We start from the raw sequence: 16,212 nt of genomic DNA, 5'->3' as shown, positions 1-16,212 counted from the left end.
AAGAGGTGTGGTTACAAAATGATCCCAACACAAGCAAAGGAATTGCTAGCGGTTAACGTTCGTTCTTCGTGAATGATGACGCCATTTTCATCAAGGTGAATGGATGTAATGCCCGCTTTAAATCGGTCTAACGCTACAATTTCTTCATTGGTTAAATGCTTGCCATGAGTTAGGCATTCCAGGCGGTTAAAGCTATATTCATCGGCGGCCATCGCTAGTTTCGAAGAATCAGAATGCTTCATGCACTCATTGCCATACAGCCAATCTTGAGCACACTCTATATTTGGCTCTAACTGGTAAGTCATATGGTGGGTGACGCTTGCAAAAGAATGGGACTGGCTTGTCCATTTGTAGCTTACTTGAAAACAATCAACCTCATCGGGAATGACGGCATACCAACCTCGACTTTTCGGCGAGGTCTCTAAATGCACAGACACGTAGCGTTTGTTTGGCCAAAAGCGCTTTGTTTTTAGATTGCCGTTTGGTTTCGCCCAGTCGGGGCCTATAAACTCAAAATGAATGTCTGTTACCTTGTTGCTGGTCAGCTCAGGTGTCAGAAATATTCTAGGCGTAAATTGAAGGTATCGCTCCTTGGGGTATTGAGGCAAATGGATGTCGAGTTGGTGTTTAATGGCCGATTGGATCTCTGAGTGTGCTTGAGTGTAGCATTCTGACCATTCAAGACTTTTTGCTGCCTCAATGGGTGACATGCCCCGGGCATATAAATCGATATAGGGTGTCCAATCTATCTTGATGTATCGGTATGGGATTTTTTTGAGATGCGCTGCAAATGCCTTAAACCATTCTTTCCATTGGTCGTCATATTCGTTGGTCATTTTTCCGTTGAGATAATTAAGACCTTTGCGAGTAAAAGTTACGCACCTTTGGTCATCGTTGAGATCTAGGTAATTTTCTGAAATCAGTTGCTCTAATATGTCTCTGATTAGCATGCCAGAGTGTGGGTAAACATCCAAAGCGCGCTCTTTTGCTTGAGACTTGCTCAAGCTCATTCGCTTTTCTTTCATGTGCGCTAGATACTGAGTGTTGATAGGGTCTACTTGGTAATTTTTTGTTCTTGGCCACAGCCAATCTAAAAGGTCGCGGGCATAGGCCGTATTCGGTCCTAATTCTAACGTATAGGACGTTGGCGCTTTGGGTAGTGGTGGAAGCTCTTCTTTATTGCCATTCATGGCGTTTAACTCTTCGGTAGTTAAGTTTCTTAGTATGACATGGGTAAAGCCTTCAATATTGTCGATGTGCTCCCCCAAGCTGACTCTGACACTTTGGATGAAAGGAATGATGGATGCTTGGTTAAATAGAATGTTGTGGGTTGGCTCGTGGTGCGTGACTGCTTGCGCTTTTAAGTCGTCCCAGTCACCATAACCTACCGCTTGAGCGCAAATCGATAACCATGTGTTTTTTTCGGGGGCGTTGCCCTGAATGATTTCAGCGAAGGTAAGTTGATCGAATATAGTGTGTAATTGTTTCTTTAATATCGGTAGATGGTCAGAATTAAAGAGGGTCTTATTTGGCATGGTTAATCCTTGATGAATGAACGTAAAAAAGCCTTGCAATGGCAAGGCTTGGAATAGTGGTTGAGTGATTATTCGAGATGATGAGGCTCTAGGGTGCAGTCTCTATGGGGCGTTACGCTTTTCATCGATTTTCCTTTGAGGAATCTCATCAATGATAGGGCTTACGTGCGCTTATGGTGCACTATAACTAAATATCTAATCATGACTAAGATTGAATCAGTGCACTTTTTAACACTATGGGTGCTAAGTACATGAAAGTCAGGCCTATCGAATTCAATAAACCAAATAACGAGTACTCCATGCTGATGCTCAGGAGTAAAGCGAATCCTGCAGAGGTGAGTACAATGTAGTGAGGAGTGTTGGGGTGTTTTTTAACAAAAAAAACCACGAGGCGCTTCAAACTATACAGTGATAAAAAGCCAGTGGACGCGATGAAAAGTTGCGTCTACTGAAATTGACTCTCGGTGATCTGCATAAGACAAAGTGCAAAAAATAAGAGTGAGACGACCAAGGTCTCGAAGATTAATCTAGACAAACTCGGTAACATAAAAATACCTAATACATTTGGTTTGCAATGACCTATTTTTGTCTTGTTTGGCTATCGACTATTTGATGCGCTATTCAACCATATCGCCCGCTTCCATCTCGATATCTTGAGATATCGCCGACTCTTCAAGCTCTTTTTGAGCGCGCTCTTGATGGTCATTGTCTGATTTGAGCTTTTCCGACTCCTTGCTGGCTAACGCTTTGACTGTCTCACTTCGTTGTGCTTGTTGGATTTGGTCGGTTTCCAGCTTCATCTCTTCCGGCGTTTCAAATTGCTTGGCTTGGATTTCTGTGAGTGCGTTACGCTCTTCTTCGTTGAGGAGCATACCTGGGGCGACACACTCAAAGTAAATCGCTTTTTGATACGCCTTGGTCATGGCGGGCGATGGGGTGTAATGACGTTTAATAAAGGCCGGTGTCACATCTCGCATCTTATCAAAGTGCAAATCCAGTTGAGTGATAAAGCTGCTTCCTGGTACGCGAAGGTAACATTGCAAATCATCCATGGCTTGGATTTCACTGCTAGAGACAACCGGGCGGGTGACGGTTTGGTGACCAATCGATACCCCGTCACGCAACGCATTTGCACCGTAAGAAATGTGCTCTATTGACACGTCCACCTCTTGCTCACCTAAATCTTTTGACGAGATTTGCGCCATTTGCGCGGAGGGGGCACGAAAGTAAAAACGGGAGTTGAGTAAGTCAAAAATGACGTCCGCGGTGTTTTTGCCGTAGGTTTTCACGAGCTGAGCATAAGACTGGAGACCAATCACATAACAGCCTCCAAACTTACGCACTTCGGCAATGATGGTGTCAAGCTCAGGCAGTTTATGCAGACTTGGCATTTCATCCATGATCACCCAGATACGGCGATCTTCATCGTCTTTGAGTCCCAAGATAGCGTTAGAAGCAATGGCAAGCCAAGTCGAAATCAAAGGACGCAGAGAGGCGTGTTGCTGCGCGTTACTGGATAAGAACAAAAAGCCTTTTTGTTTATCGTCTTGCACCCAATCGGTGATAGAAAACGGTTTGCGTTTGGGCTTTCCTTTCGCGTCTTTGTCATCCAATCCATCCAAAAATCGTAGGCTCTTGATGTAGGTGGCGAGCACCGACTTAATGGAGATGGCCGTCTTTTTGATGTCTTTCGAGACCAGGGATGCAGACTCTGTGCCTTGCAGGAAATTACCCAGGGTTTCAAGTTCAGACGTGAGTATCAGACTGAGCAGCCTTGCGGTCGAGCAGGGCTTGTCATCTTGGCTCATGCGATACGCCGCACTCGAAAAAATAGTCCGAGCGGAATCCACCCAGAACGGATCGCCTTCGCCATGTTGCGGGATAAGTGCGCTGGCTATATTTTCAAAGTCAGGGGCTTCTTTCGCATCACACCACACATCCCAATTGGCGCAGCGTTCATCGAAGGGATTGAGTAAGGTGTCTTGGGTAGGGTCAAATAACTTACTGGTAAAGGTGCAGCCTTTATCATAAATAATGGCTTTATCTCCACGTTTACGTATCCAGCGTAATAGTTTACGAAGCATGACGGATTTACCTGCCCCTGTGGTGCCGTCGATGAGCATATGTTGAACTTCAAACTCATGTTTAAATAAGGCCTGCCCATCCACTTTGAAATCAGAAATCCGTCCGTTTCCTACGCCCTGTTTTTTGAGTTTCTTTGCCCGTTTTTTTAAATCGTTAGTGAGCACTTTGGGCTCTGCGTATTGAAAGCCTCGGACGTGAAAATCTTCACTTTGTTTTTCGCCTTGTCGTTTAAAGAAAGTCATGGCGAGCATTAAGATGGTGAAAGCAATACCGATGCCAATCAAAAAGTTGATTTGTATTTGGCGTATCACGTTATCGTAGAGATTGATGAGTTGGGTGTTGTCCAGTTGGGAAGCGAGCGTGCCAATGTAGCGTTTCCCGCTCCAGAAGGTCGTGACTTCGCTGTTAAGATCGTGTCCAAGGCTGGCATAGATATGATTGCGCCAATAGTAGAACACAGACCAAAAGGCGTTATCGGGCGCGCGTAGCCAGGTAAGAACGCCAGTGAGCGCTATCACCGACCAAATGGCGGCGTAGACTAAGGTATTGTTGACTTGAAAGAACATCCGAATGGAGTGAAAAGTAATTTGTCCGCCACGGGTAAAGTGGTTGCCGGACGCGCGTTTAGGTCTAGGCATCGTGGTTCCTTGAGAGTGAAATGGAGTACTTTTTAGATAATTACCTGCGTATGCAGATAAGCTGGCCAACAATTGAACGGTTGTTGGCTAATGGTATTGCTGTGTAGAGCCCCGAGATGTTGGCAAAACTTGGGTGGTTTTATTTCCTTGCGCTGATAATCGTCACGGTCTCGAACGTGGTCAGTGTTGTGCTCGAAACCTTCAAAGCAATCCTGATTACTATTTTTCAGAAGAAAAGCGAAATTGCTCTCTGTGTAATAGAGATGGTGAGCTTTATGTTGAGGATGGGCATCACCGGACAGTGATTGGTCGAGTGTTTTTGGAAACGAATGGCTTTGAGCCTATGATTAAAAATGTCCTCGTTGCTTATTGCGCTGGGCAGTGATCCATCGTATTCGTAATTTCCCTCGCCGGCTGATTTCAAGGCGATTTCATGGTAAATTTGTTAGAATGATAAAGTTCTTTATGACCTTCAACTTCAATGAATGACCAACTAACTCCAATCAACAAAGACCATTTAAAAAAACTTATCCGAGCAGAACTGGAACCGACATGGTTTGATAAGCAATCAGTTAGCCCTGATATGTCTTGGGTGACTCCTGCTGTGTTTGAAATATTGTTTACTGAGTTGATAACTCATACGCGCGGTAATCAGTCTAAGGCTGCTAGGGTTTTAGGGATTAACAGAGGTAATTTCACCAAAAAGTTAAATCAGATCACAACTCGTGAATTTGGATCGGATGAGAGCTTATAAGTATGTATCAGCCTATTGGTACCCTGACGAGGGTGCATAGATTAACCAACCCCCATTACCTCTCAAGAAATCAATGGCAGTTGCTCTAATTCTTGCTTCAAGAATCACTGGCGCTTTTTACTTCAATTTGAAAACAATTATCGGCATTTTTAGGTGATTTCAAGCTATTTAGTACCAGGAGCATAAACTCAACCTACGAAGGTTTTAGACAGGTCACGTCCAAACTTTGTGGATAACTGCTTATAATTTGTTATAAAAACATAATGTTAGGTTGGAATTTAACGAAGCAAGCAAAACGGAAGGCCAAATCAACCATGGAAAAGATAATTCACTACGATATTCAAAAGGTTAAAGTTAGAAGCGATAAAGAAAGCACTCGACTGACCAGCCAATGGGATCAGGTTCTACAAATCTGTCGTGACAAACCACTCGGAGAGATCGCGAGAGCAAGATTAGCGTTTAACCTTGTCGATTACATCACAAGTGAAGATCTACCTTTTCGCTTATTCATCACCCGCGCACCACAAGCTATGGCCACCATAGGCGAGGAAACACGAGTGTATAAAGAGCATCGAGTTATTAATGGTAAACAAAGCGGAATGATTTACGCTAAAAGCGAACAAATGTTACCAAGAGAAATCCACTATACGAATGAGTTTGTGGCAACCCGCTACGTTGCTGGGACAAAAACACCACTCTCTGCCACCTCCCTCGTTGGTTGCCTCAAGGCTGGAGATGTCATAACACCACTCGATGGCATCTTGTTTTTAGGCTGCAAACGAATAGCCAGTGATATAGCACGTCTTAAAAAAATCGAACCCACCATGAACATCGCAATGAAACGTATCGAAGTATCAGACAACTTCACAGACACAACAAGAAAGATGGCAAGTTACGAATGAATAACGAGGCGTAAACGATTGCCGTATGCATTAACATGACAGATATAACTGAAACTAATCTTTGGACAAAACCTTGTTACGAACTTTATATTACAGATTAACTCGAATAACCTCAGCCACTGTAAAACCCTCAAATCATCTACAAAGTCATGGCGAATTTGATTCATCCTACACTTACAGCGCCTTAAATTTTTCTACCATATCCTTATCAATCTCCTTGATTAGATTAGGGGACAAGCCCAGGTGTTTGGCCTCAAGACTAAACGAGCGTGTTGTTTCAAATATTTCCTCAGCCATAACCATAATCGCTTTCTTTGATGACAACCCCGACTGAGCAGCTAACTGGTCTAGTGCGTTCTTTGGCGTTCGGCCATTACCACCAAATGCCGTCATATGCTCTTTGTAAGGGTTAGGGTTGTAAACAATGTCGTAGAAAGGCGATAGCGTCCAGTTATCGGCGTCACTGGCAAGGAAACTGAAGTTCTTACTGTGATCATCTTGGTTAACAGTTAGGTAATTAAACATGCAGCGCTTAATGAGCTTCTGAGACTCAGTGACACTACACATGATGCGCGTAGCTTTAACTAAATCCACATAGTCCAAAGAAGGCTCTCGAAACGGTGCATCTAACAACCCACACGCAGAAATCATATGGATTCGACCGCCTTGCTCGGTGCAATCAAATCGTTCCTGCTCTAGCCAAAATCGTCCATTACCTGCATCAATTAAATCAAAGTCAGGAACCTCAATGCCGACATTACGGGCCATCTGCATGTAGCAATATTCGACTAATGATTCAGAGTGCTTCAAGTCAAACTTTTCAGATGTCAGTTTTACGATAAGCTTTGTTCCTAGTGCGTCATCTAATGTTGAATATTGCCCATTCAATAAACGTGTCACGTTCATTTTTGGCCTAGCACCACCCGAACCACCAGTATTCATCAAGTGCTCAAGCAAAGCAGACTCGGTGCCTTCAAACTCTTCAATCGCAGCTCGGCCAAGGGTAATGATATCAATCGACTCCTTGGACTCATCAAGTAAATCTAATTCAGGCTCATAGCTCAACGCCCCCATGCATCTGTCACCCAGATAAGCCAAACGCTCTAGGGCGGTAACTTCCTTTGGGTTATGATCGTTCTGTCTAAATACACGATCCATGAGATAAAGGCCCCAACCATCAGGGAGACTATCTCCAAATACCCCATGAATGCCGTAATGCGGCCCTCTAGGCGCAACTTGTAGGCTCGTATCAGCCTTTAAATTGAACGGAGCCAGAGAGGTTGAGTGAGCGCCTAAATAAGCCTCATCAAATTGAAAGAAGCTTTGCTTACTATTTTCAACTAGCTTGCCGACAAATACCTTTTCACCTGTGCTAAGCGTTCGTTTTACGGTTAGGGCTGATTTAAGCATGTCGAAGCACATCCTCTATTGATTTAAATTCAGGCTCAGACGACTTTGTTAGCTCTTTCACTTTTTTCAAGTCACCGACTGTCTCATAAAGCATGAGGAACTGACGCAATGAGATGTTGCCAGATGACTCAAACTTTCGGATCGTCGCGTAAGGTACGCCAGAGAGATCGGCCATCTTCTGAACACTGAGTTTATCTTTTTTCCGAGCAGACTTGATAAACTCTTTGAGTTCCATCTGCAAATCATAAGCGGTATAAAGAGATAACATACATGCCTCGTAAGTTGCTATTATGGTATCAATTATAACGCCAATCATAGTCTAATTGCTATTATTGTAGCAAATATAGAGTAATGACAATCATTACTTCATTAACACGAATGACAAAAAATTCCATCACTGTGACGGGTCTCCATTGCTACTATAGTGACAAATTAAGGTTTTTTTTGGCATTATTTGCTACCATTATAGCAGATTAAAAAACAAGGCTTTATGCACCCATTAGCTGTTTCACAAGAGCATACCTTGCTTTACATTCAGGTCGATCAACTAGCTGTGATGGCATTAGATTAGATATGAGAAAAGACAGGTTATCAATAATAGTAGAGCTTCTACTCCAACGCAGTTTGGGGCAGATCTGAGTTTGAAGCTTAGGACGAAACCTACCCATCAAAGAGTTTACCATCTCCCAAGTAGCAGAACGACACCACTTCAAATGATGCCGTTCGTGATAGAAAATGGACAAAAGCTTTCATCCTAGACCGATAGTCTTGGATTCAACCTATTCAGAATTTTCATCAGATTATTCAACTCCATGCATTAGGTGATATCTGGTAGAGTTTGTAGGTAACTCTGCCATACTGTTCATCAGTACTGTTAAATACGGGCTTGTGTTCACTAATTGCGTAAAGAAACAGAAGGAAAAGAGGCGAAATGAGCACTCCTACTTTGTACATATTTTCAGGTCTTCCAGCTTCAGGAAAATCTACACTGGCTAAGTTACTTGCTAGCCGTACAGGCGCAATGTATGTGCGTATCGACACCTTCGAGCAGGGGCTTAGAGATCTATGTAGTTTCAAAGTTGAAGGGGAGGGGTACAGATTAAGTTACCGAATAATTAGAGATAATTTGGCTCTCGGGATTAGCTCTATTTCAGACTCTTGTAATCCAATAGAGCTAACACGACACGAATGGCAAGATGTTGCAAAAAGTACAGGGGCTAATTTCGTTAATATCGAGGTTGTGTGCTCAGATCTCACTGAGCACGAGCACAGAGTTAAGACACGAGATAATGAAATTGAGAACCTAAATCTACCAAATTGGCAACAGGTACAGAATCGCCACTACGACAAGTGGAAAACAGATGTCATCAAGATTGACACAGCGGGTCATACTATCGATGCGTCTTTTGCTGAGCTAGTAGAAAAACTCTGTGTGTAAACAGTTTCGGTTTCTTTGCATGACTGCATAACAATACAAGCGATGATTTTAGAGCGGTATGCCATTTTTGACCGAAAATGGGAGAAATCGCTCACCGAATCTTTACTTCCGTTCGCTCGGGCAGTGCCGATAAATCAGGGACGAAATTTATCGGCCCTAAATCGAGCTGGCACGTTTTGGGGGCAAAGCCGTGTTTGCAGAGATCAGTTTGCAGAGATCAGCACCAGCACGTCCTTGGACAAAAGCACGTTAGAACAAAGACTCTAACGTAATGTACTAAGATTAGAAAAAGTATCTTGACGCCATAGTCTCTTGTTATAATTATTCTTGACGACTGTACACTTCATCAAACTCATTCTGGTTTAACGATAGCACTGAGATAGATTTGAGTAAGCCTTTTACACTGAGAATTATTAATACACTTGGTAGAACTGCATATGAGACTGAAAAGTGACAGATCATGGTCAATACTCCAACTGTCATTGAAGTAACACCAAGTAACGGTAACATTAGAAACAAACCAGATTTAACCAGTTTTGCTGTTACTCTAGGTATTCTTTGACCACATATACATACTAAAGTAGCAATCATATTCGCCACTAACGAGATGGCAAACATAAAGCCTGATACATCAAGAAAACTCGAAAAATTTTCTGGTTTCCCAACACTAAAAAGAGCCAAGAAAAAGGCAAAACTAGCAGCAAAACACCCAGAATGAATCCAAGTCATATAGCTCAAAAATCGTTTTGAATAGAAGAACTTCCTATAAAACTTTAAATGATAATCCACATTCTGCATATTGAACCTTACTGAATTGTAGCCGCGTTAAGTGGTGAGCAACGCTACCACCTAACCTAAAATATTGTGCCGTAAACACTAAAGCTGAATCAAACCGAAAATGCCAAGCGTTGGGAATCCGTCTTAAACGCTTGTATGCCATTTTCAGGCATAAAAAAAGCACCGCTATTGCGATGCTTAATATCTGAATTTATCTATGCTTTGGCAGGTCCGGCGAGACGTCCATAAGCAGATTTAGGAGCCTTTACCTTCAAAGCTTTACCAAACGATGATTTACTTTTAGAAGCGTGAGCTTGCATACGCTTGATAGCTTTATCTACGTTCACATCATTTGTTTTGTTTGCTGCTACAGTCAACATAATAGCCCCCTTAGTTTCCTTAACTATAACCGATCATCACTAAGTTGGAAAGCGGCTTAATCTTCATCTACTACAACACGTTTAAACAATGCATTATTCCTAGGGTCAAATGGATCACTTTCATCGAAACCCAACTCACGATAGTAGTTTAATAAGTCATCGTCATCAATTGGATCTTGGATACCAATCCAATCAGCCTCAATAGCAACAGCAAACAGCTCGGCACAGCGTGAAGCAATAGGAACGATATACCCTTTCAAAGGGTTTTCAACTTCACCACCCTGAATATAATTGATCTTAACAACCAATTTCCCTTCGCTGGCTTTTCCGATCATGAGACCGCAGAGCTCTTCACCGTGCCAAACAGCAAGCTCCACCCTAGCCATATGATCTCTACGATATTGGTCTCGTACCTGTCGCCAATCCCATCCTATCTGACGATTTACCGGTATATCCCATTCGTCTTGAGAACGGATAGCATCTTCCGTGATTTCAGTTAAATCAATATGACCAATAAAATCAGCCTCGAATTGCTCAAACTCATTTTGAGCTTGAGCCAACACAGCACGTCTAAGTTGTTGATATTTATTAGCAATGGCTTGGTTATTCATGCATTTATGTCTATCAATCATTAATTGAGATAGATAATATCACGTTTTTTGAGGCACTGGCATATAACGCTTATTAGACGAAAAATTGTTGTGTTTTATCCTTTGGTTATGCATTCATCTTTATATTAACTCAACTGACAATCAATACGTTGTGCCACATAAAGGGAAGTTAGATTACAAGATGTCGCCTAATAACAGGAATGATGAGTTATCAGCTCAATCGAATAAGTTTTAGTAGGATAAACGCACGCCCTCTTAATTGTGTAGAGTATTTGATCTAAGTGTTTTTGGGGCAAAAAATTGTTAGCGGATGCTCTAAATTAGTCACTGAATAACTAAAAGTATGTAAATTCACCTAACTCGATGTCCAGTTTTGATAGTGAAGCCCATTTGTAGAAACTGTTGCACTTCATATTTGATGCGAGGCTTGTCCTAACACGCGCTCTATAAAAGTTGCCTTTTTTCGGCGGTATTCATGAGGAGACCAACCTGTGCAAGACATTTTCAGTTCATTGTACTGTTGAACTAAATCAGAATTTTCGCGGAGTTTGTCTCTAAACCCCACAAAGCTGTCAAACTCCGAACCATTCGCCACAACCTGGAAAGCTACGTCCTCACCTGAATTACTTTCCAGCATGCAAAGCTCTGGAGTTCTTAACGTATTGGATTTTTCGTTGAAGCCTAAGGTAGAAAGCAGCTTTACTGCTTTCTCTAATTTGCTTCCGTTAACACCGACGAGTATATCTAAGTCACCTTTCGATACAGCATTAGGTATAGAAGAAGCTCCAACATGCTCAATCACTGCGTCTGAAATCAAAGCAGCTATCTCAAGTTCGTACTTACGATATAGAGCTTCACAAGATGCTTGATATTCATCTGCTTTGTAAAACTTCATATTTTCTCCCAAAAGGCGTAGTTTTTTAAGGTGTGGCGCGCAATGCTAAGGCTCTCGTGTACTACCGTAAATACTTAACGCAGCGCACAGTAAACATGTCACGTGTTGCTAATTCTTCTTCTTAGCGTCTTGTTACAGGCCAGTTCACCAAGTCCATTTTTATATCAGTTCAAAGGCTGGACACGGTGCCATTAAAGCAGACTAACACTATACAACCTCTTGCTTATATAGGTTTTTATCGTGAAGTATCGCGAAATGAGTAAGAATTCCATTTTTCGAGAATTAGAAGGCCAAATGACAAAGGAAGAGGTCTCTGAACTGTGTTTTAAATCTGTGAGAGCTGTCGCTGGTTGAGATGAGGGAAATCCCATTCCGCCTGAGTGTAAAGGATTAATACGGATGGCAACAAATTTTGGAAGGAATAGCTCTTTTAGGGATTCAGTCTGAATTAGAAATAATAACGTCAACACATTTGCTCAAACTTGCGAGAGCGATAGTCGAAGCTTTTAATCGTCTGGGTGAGACACTTTTAATCCATAAAAATGGCTAGACTAAAAACTGTCGTTTTGTTGTTTCAATTGATTACGATGGTTCAGTTAAGACAAAAACCCGAATGAACCAAGTCGAGAGGCTTGCGAAGAAGCATATATCAAACTACCCAACCCAAAAGAATATGAAACTGTTAGTCTTATTGTTCAAGTTCAAGAGTAGTTAGCTTATCTGATAATGCTGGGTTTCTGGTGACATATCCATCAATAAAATTCTATCTATATCAGTTATGCAGGCATCCAAGCGATGCTTGAGAGCTCCACTATATTCGCAGCACATCACATTGGTTACGGTATACTCTGTAAGTTCATTTGAAGGAATCAACGTATAGTTTTTTCTTGAATGTGCTCTTTGTACAGCTGAATTTGCGTCCATTGCCTTTATGATTTGATATTTAGACCAATCGGTTACGCTAAACAGTTTATGTTTCATTACCAGCCTTCTCTTTCGTCCAGATTGCTATGAACTCTACTCATATGCCCCGAAAAAACTTCTCCATCGATTCGCTTTTGCGAATAACTTCTAAATACAAGCCGAAGGCTGCTCAATTCAACGGTCCATTAGATTTAAAACGACAGGTTAGATGATGATTTAACTAACAGATATTTTTAGTGTTTTTCGATAGGTTTCAGGCGAGAATGTCCTATCTCCTCGGATGTTTAAAGGTCGTAACGCTTTAATTGTTTCTAAAAAAACACTTCCGTCCTATGAGCAATATCTGGGTAAATTGCGACTGATTGAAAAAGACAAATTTGTTCGAAGAAACTAACAATGGGCCACTTCGTTCTAGAAATAGCTGTGCCGAGATTAATATTTCCAACCGTTAAATTGTAACGATTTAGGAATAGGGCTGTAGCAAGGGTATTCGGTTTGTAATCCATATCCAATAATGTAATCAAGAGTCGCGCTGAAGGAGCCGGCGTAATTATCTCTTCTAAACTTTCTTGGATCGTTTTTGGCTGTCTTCTCAAGCACCGTCCAAATCATTTCTTCAAGGAACTCAGGGTGACGCTTTGGATCGAGCGCCATCGTATCGCGCATACAAAACCAGTTATTGCCCCCTAATTTTTGCTGGCGGTAAGCACTATAAAAATACGCGGATTGCAAACCTTGTAGGTAGGCGTTTAAGCGTATGGATCCCACAGTGTCTGTTTCATCAATGTGCTGCAAGAAGTAGGGCAGTTTGGTGATGTCTGGCAGGTCTTGGGAATATGGTCTTTTATTTATTACCGCGAGCTCGTACTGCTCGTGTATCTCGCTCAGCAGTTGAGTGAGCTCAGGAGAGCGGGGTTGAGCTTGCACGCTCGCACAGGTAAGTAGCAGTAATGGTAAGACAGTTTTCATGGTCACTCTCCCTTTAGAACCCTGTTCATAATACCAGCACCTAGGTGGTGCATAAAGTTCTATTTTATGAATCGAGATCAATATTATGCTTTCGGTTTTTTTGTGTATCTTGGCGCTGATGGATAGGCTTGGTCGGAGGTGACGTATTCCGTCCTTTCGGGTGGAGTGACCTCCTCTTCGACTTGCGACGCGATGGTCAGTTTAATCATCGGCTCAGGTTTGCTGATGGGTTTCTGCGCCTCCTCTTGTTGATACCTCACTTCATCGGTGACACCATCAAAGCGCTCTTGATTAAACAGTCCGCCCGTTTCATTGTTGTGCAGCATAGCCGTGCGGGTAGCAGCCACGGTATCGACGGTACTCCCCCATTCTTTCTCCATCGTGTTGTTTTGCTCCGGTGAGAGGGTAAGTGGCCCTGTCGGTGTGGTGGCTTGGTGCGCTTGGTTCATTTTGCCCACAATTTTTGCCGCATCACCATCGAGCCCCGCCATGGTGGCGAACGCTTCAGTGCGAGTGAATTCTTGCCAAGACTTTTTAGCATCGGCAATATCTTCCGGTTGATGGGCGGTCATTAGGCGTTGGACGTCTGGTTGTTCTAACTGTTTTTCTAGGTAATTCTGGAAGCCTTGAATCGCGTTGGCCGTAAAGCTGGCACTGCCAGAGTCTAGGCGCGTTTGAGTATTCGATAGGGCGTTCAAGTCCGATTGGCTTTGCATCACGCTAGCACCAAGAGACTTGGTGTTGCTGGCGTTAATCGCAAAATCATGCGCAAACTGCTCAACCGAAGTTCGGGTGTCTTTATTATCCACCTGCGTACCGGCACTGGTCACGGCATTGGCCCCTTCGGTGTATTGTTTCGTGGCTTGCTCAAGCTGCTGCTTTTGCTCGGTATTCATCTTGCTGTAAGCCGTACGTTCATCATCAGACCATTTCACACCGCCACTGGCGCCTAAATTGAATGGCGATGCCCCTTTGCCTGTGCCTACGCCGCCCTCGAAGCCGCCATAGACACTTTGCAGGTAAGCTTGTGATTGGTCTTTCGTCCAACCCGTTTGTTGACTTACGCTGTTCACTGCCGTTTGCATGTCATTCATGCCTTGACTGACTTGAGTGTTAAAGCCACTGGTGCTGCCTTCACCGTAAGCCAGGTTTTTACTCACACTGTCATGCCAGCGGTCGCTCAGCGCGGCGCCTCCTTGGATAGTTTGACCCAGTTGGGTGCTATTTTGCTCTAGGTTTTGCGCTGTGTGACTACGGGCATTCGCCACACTCTCTTGCAGCATGCTTTGCGTGTTGGCGCTGATGTTGCCGCGACTGGTGGTTTGTGAGCTGTCGTAGGTGGTGCGCCCATCTCCGTGTTGTGTGGTCACCGAGCCGTCTGGGTTTTGGGTGTAGGTGTGGCCCTGGTTGGTTAGGGTATTTGTATCAAACTTATTGGCATGCGTGTTGTTCATGCTGTGGTTGTCAATCTGCATACTGCCAAAATCCAGATTACCCGTGGAAGCCGCAGCACTGGCTCTAGCATTGGTCGAGTTAATCATGCTCGATAGCTGATAGTTCATGCTCGACAGGACTTCTTGACCGCCTTTTAAAATCCCTTTGGCTATCATAGGGACGGCTACCATCAAGATACCGGTCATCCAGGCGAAGCGACTGTGAAGCTCATCCGCGGTATTCGCGTTGGAGAGCACCAGCCCTCCGAACTTCCCCGAGACATCCGTAGACAGAGACTCCAGCCCCCAAAGCTGAAAGCCGTTGATGATGGCAAACAAGGCTGGCCAAGTGGCCAAAAAGGCAAACGTGCCAAAATAGTTTTTGAGCACCATCATGGTTAAGCCAGGAATGACTGCCGCCCCGGCAACAAAGAAGCCCAAACACGCGAACAACATAAACATCATCGTATGGAGCATCGGCAAGTATTCTCTCGCCATTAAGCCCAATGACGCCCACATCGAGGTGGTTTGCAGTTTGTTGGTGGTATAGGCGTAATTGAGCGCGGCTTGCGTTGGGTCTAGGCTATCAAGGTTATAGCGCAGCTCGTTCATCAACATATTTTGTTTGATGGTGTTGGACGCGCTGGTACTGATGGCAAAAAATTTGTTGTAGCTGCGCTGCAACGATTGCACCACTTGGGGTTTATAACGGTCCGCGTCTTTGCCGAGCAATTGATGCGCTAACAAACTCATGTTTTTATCTGCGGCATCATTAAAGCGCTGCTTGATGATAGGGTAGGCTTCTTCGCACCGCTTGTAGGTGCTTTGACCGCCCCCTTCATCAAGAAAAAGGGCGCGCAGTGGGCTTTGCCTAACGCCGTCTAGAAAGGCAAAAATATCAGGCGCGGCAAAGAGTTCATCCCAGGTGTATTTCCCGTTGATTCTCACATCCCCAATCATGCAGTTATGAAAGTAGTCTCGCCAGAGCTTTTGTAGCGCCAACTCATTGATTCTGGATTGTCTTGAGAGCTGATAAAGCTCAGAGCCAAACAGCATCCCAGTCCGACCATAACGCTCATCGTCAGAGGTGGTGAAAATGCCTTCCACGCCTTCGGCCATCCCCACCATGATAGAAGAGAAAAAGTAAGTAGGCACGGCCACGAGGTAAGGGACATTATCCACCTTGTAAGCCTTACCCGGTTGCGTCTTATCGATGATAAGCATGTCGGCTTTCATATTGATTAGAAACAGGGGCACAGCAAAGAACACCACCATCCATTTGATGAGGTCTTTGGGATTCCGTGACAGCATGAAGATAAACAAACTGGTAACAAGCCCCAGCATCATGCACATCTGTAAGTAATCCCCAAAGGTATTGGTTCTAAAAAAAGTGGCCAGCGCATTAAAGGCTTTGTTGACCACTTCGCCGGAAGTGTAAGTGTAATATTCGAGTATCATAGG

General features: G+C 43.6%; 14 protein-coding genes and 1 pseudogene. 4 read left to right on the top strand and 11 right to left on the bottom strand.

The genetic code is table 11. From position 1 onward, the window contains the following. Positions 1-11: 11 nt before the first annotated feature. The gene (locus L3V35_RS24770; RefSeq protein WP_171350111.1) at positions 12-1,535 is read right to left on the bottom strand and encodes a hypothetical protein; all 1,524 of its coding nucleotides are present in this window, start codon (positions 1,533-1,535) and stop codon (positions 12-14) included. Positions 1,536-2,152: 617 nt separating this feature from the next. After that, positions 2,153-4,258: a type IV conjugative transfer system coupling protein TraD gene (gene traD, locus L3V35_RS24765; protein WP_237300801.1), complete on the bottom strand. Its 2,106-nt coding sequence runs from the start codon at positions 4,256-4,258 to the stop codon at positions 2,153-2,155. A 481-nt stretch (positions 4,259-4,739) separates the two neighbouring features. Here traD and L3V35_RS24760 point away from each other — a divergent pair, with 481 nt between their 5' ends. Both L3V35_RS24760 and L3V35_RS24755 read left to right on the top strand, forming a co-directional pair. Beyond that, the gene (locus L3V35_RS24760; RefSeq protein ID WP_048657775.1) at positions 4,740-5,012 is read left to right on the top strand and encodes a helix-turn-helix domain-containing protein; all 273 of its coding nucleotides are present in this window, start codon (positions 4,740-4,742) and stop codon (positions 5,010-5,012) included. A gap of 314 nt (positions 5,013-5,326) precedes the next feature. After that, positions 5,327-5,914: a hypothetical protein gene (locus tag L3V35_RS24755; RefSeq protein ID WP_237300800.1), complete on the top strand. Its 588-nt coding sequence runs from the start codon at positions 5,327-5,329 to the stop codon at positions 5,912-5,914. A 174-nt stretch (positions 5,915-6,088) separates the two neighbouring features. Here the strand turns inward: L3V35_RS24755 and L3V35_RS24750 are convergent, their stop codons facing one another. Next, positions 6,089-7,324 (bottom strand): type II toxin-antitoxin system HipA family toxin, encoded by a 1,236-nt coding sequence (locus L3V35_RS24750; protein WP_048657858.1) that lies wholly within the window; start codon positions 7,322-7,324, stop codon positions 6,089-6,091. Further along, on the bottom strand, positions 7,317-7,592 hold the full coding sequence (locus L3V35_RS24745; protein WP_102282377.1) for a helix-turn-helix transcriptional regulator: 276 nt from the start codon (positions 7,590-7,592) through the stop codon (positions 7,317-7,319). Before L3V35_RS24745 ends, L3V35_RS24750 begins: the two co-directional genes overlap by 8 nt. A 663-nt stretch (positions 7,593-8,255) precedes the next feature. Between L3V35_RS24745 and L3V35_RS24740 the strand changes: the two genes are divergently transcribed. Further along, positions 8,256-8,762, top strand: a complete 507-nt coding sequence (locus L3V35_RS24740) for an AAA family ATPase (RefSeq protein WP_048657859.1) — start codon at positions 8,256-8,258, stop codon at positions 8,760-8,762. A 321-nt stretch (positions 8,763-9,083) separates the two neighbouring features. Here L3V35_RS24740 and L3V35_RS24735 read toward each other — a convergent pair whose 3' ends face one another. The 4 genes from L3V35_RS24735 to L3V35_RS24720 all read right to left on the bottom strand — a co-directional run bounded on the left by L3V35_RS24735 (position 9,084) and on the right by L3V35_RS24720 (position 11,425). Then, entirely contained in the window at positions 9,084-9,491 is a 408-nt protein-coding gene (locus tag L3V35_RS24735; RefSeq protein ID WP_132785188.1) for a hypothetical protein, read from the bottom strand. Between the two features lie 263 nt (positions 9,492-9,754). After that, positions 9,755-9,919, bottom strand: a complete 165-nt coding sequence (locus L3V35_RS24730) for a hypothetical protein (RefSeq protein ID WP_155407271.1) — start codon at positions 9,917-9,919, stop codon at positions 9,755-9,757. A 56-nt stretch (positions 9,920-9,975) separates the two neighbouring features. Continuing rightward, the gene (locus tag L3V35_RS24725) at positions 9,976-10,530 is read right to left on the bottom strand and encodes a hypothetical protein (RefSeq protein WP_048657861.1); all 555 of its coding nucleotides are present in this window, start codon (positions 10,528-10,530) and stop codon (positions 9,976-9,978) included. A gap of 409 nt (positions 10,531-10,939) precedes the next feature. Next, complete coding sequence (locus tag L3V35_RS24720) at positions 10,940-11,425, bottom strand: GrpB family protein (RefSeq protein ID WP_048657862.1); 486 nt, start codon at positions 11,423-11,425, stop codon at positions 10,940-10,942. A gap of 240 nt (positions 11,426-11,665) precedes the next feature. Here L3V35_RS24720 and L3V35_RS24715 point away from each other — a divergent pair. After that, a pseudogene (locus L3V35_RS24715) lies at positions 11,666-11,975 on the top strand (regulator). A 161-nt stretch (positions 11,976-12,136) separates the two neighbouring features. Here the strand turns inward: L3V35_RS24715 and L3V35_RS24710 are convergent. The 3 genes from L3V35_RS24710 to traG form a co-directional block, all read right to left on the bottom strand. Then, a complete protein-coding gene (locus L3V35_RS24710) occupies positions 12,137-12,406 on the bottom strand; it encodes a hypothetical protein (protein ID WP_048657863.1) in 270 nt (89 codons plus the stop codon). A 375-nt stretch (positions 12,407-12,781) separates the two neighbouring features. Beyond that, a complete protein-coding gene (locus tag L3V35_RS24705; protein WP_048666366.1) occupies positions 12,782-13,318 on the bottom strand; it encodes a hypothetical protein in 537 nt (178 codons plus the stop codon). 83 nt (positions 13,319-13,401) lie between these two features. Then, positions 13,402-16,209, bottom strand: coding sequence for a conjugal transfer mating-pair stabilization protein TraG (gene traG / locus L3V35_RS24700; RefSeq protein WP_237300799.1), 2,808 nt, complete (start codon positions 16,207-16,209; stop codon positions 13,402-13,404). Between the last annotated feature and the right edge of the window lie 3 nt (positions 16,210-16,212).

Source organism: Vibrio sp. L5-1 (assembly GCF_021728315.1).
In the GTDB taxonomy this organism is placed as follows: Bacteria; Pseudomonadota; Gammaproteobacteria; order Enterobacterales; family Vibrionaceae; genus Vibrio; species Vibrio splendidus_K.
The sequence above is the reverse complement of the archived record's forward strand: the minus strand, read 5'-3'. Positions and strand labels throughout refer to the sequence as shown.

Excerpts from the sequence above, each read along its gene's own strand:
- L3V35_RS24710 (WP_048657863.1), bottom strand. The coding sequence starts at position 12,406 with ATGAAACATAAACTGTTTAGCGTAACCGATTGGTCTAAATATCAAATC.
- L3V35_RS24720 (WP_048657862.1), bottom strand. The coding sequence starts at position 11,425 with ATGAAGTTTTACAAAGCAGATGAATATCAAGCATCTTGTGAAGCTCTA.
- L3V35_RS24740 (WP_048657859.1), top strand. The coding sequence starts at position 8,256 with ATGAGCACTCCTACTTTGTACATATTTTCAGGTCTTCCAGCTTCAGGA.
- L3V35_RS24735 (WP_132785188.1), bottom strand. The coding sequence starts at position 9,491 with ATGACTTGGATTCATTCTGGGTGTTTTGCTGCTAGTTTTGCCTTTTTC.
- L3V35_RS24760 (WP_048657775.1), top strand. The coding sequence starts at position 4,740 with ATGAATGACCAACTAACTCCAATCAACAAAGACCATTTAAAAAAACTT.
- L3V35_RS24705 (WP_048666366.1), bottom strand. The coding sequence starts at position 13,318 with ATGAAAACTGTCTTACCATTACTGCTACTTACCTGTGCGAGCGTGCAA.
- L3V35_RS24750 (WP_048657858.1), bottom strand. The coding sequence starts at position 7,324 with ATGCTTAAATCAGCCCTAACCGTAAAACGAACGCTTAGCACAGGTGAA.
- L3V35_RS24745 (WP_102282377.1), bottom strand. The coding sequence starts at position 7,592 with ATGTTATCTCTTTATACCGCTTATGATTTGCAGATGGAACTCAAAGAG.
- traG (WP_237300799.1), bottom strand. The coding sequence starts at position 16,209 with ATGATACTCGAATATTACACTTACACTTCCGGCGAAGTGGTCAACAAA.
- L3V35_RS24730 (WP_155407271.1), bottom strand. The coding sequence starts at position 9,919 with ATGTTGACTGTAGCAGCAAACAAAACAAATGATGTGAACGTAGATAAA.
- L3V35_RS24755 (WP_237300800.1), top strand. The coding sequence starts at position 5,327 with ATGGAAAAGATAATTCACTACGATATTCAAAAGGTTAAAGTTAGAAGC.
- L3V35_RS24725 (WP_048657861.1), bottom strand. The coding sequence starts at position 10,530 with ATGAATAACCAAGCCATTGCTAATAAATATCAACAACTTAGACGTGCT.
- L3V35_RS24770 (WP_171350111.1), bottom strand. The coding sequence starts at position 1,535 with ATGCCAAATAAGACCCTCTTTAATTCTGACCATCTACCGATATTAAAG.
- traD (WP_237300801.1), bottom strand. The coding sequence starts at position 4,258 with ATGCCTAGACCTAAACGCGCGTCCGGCAACCACTTTACCCGTGGCGGA.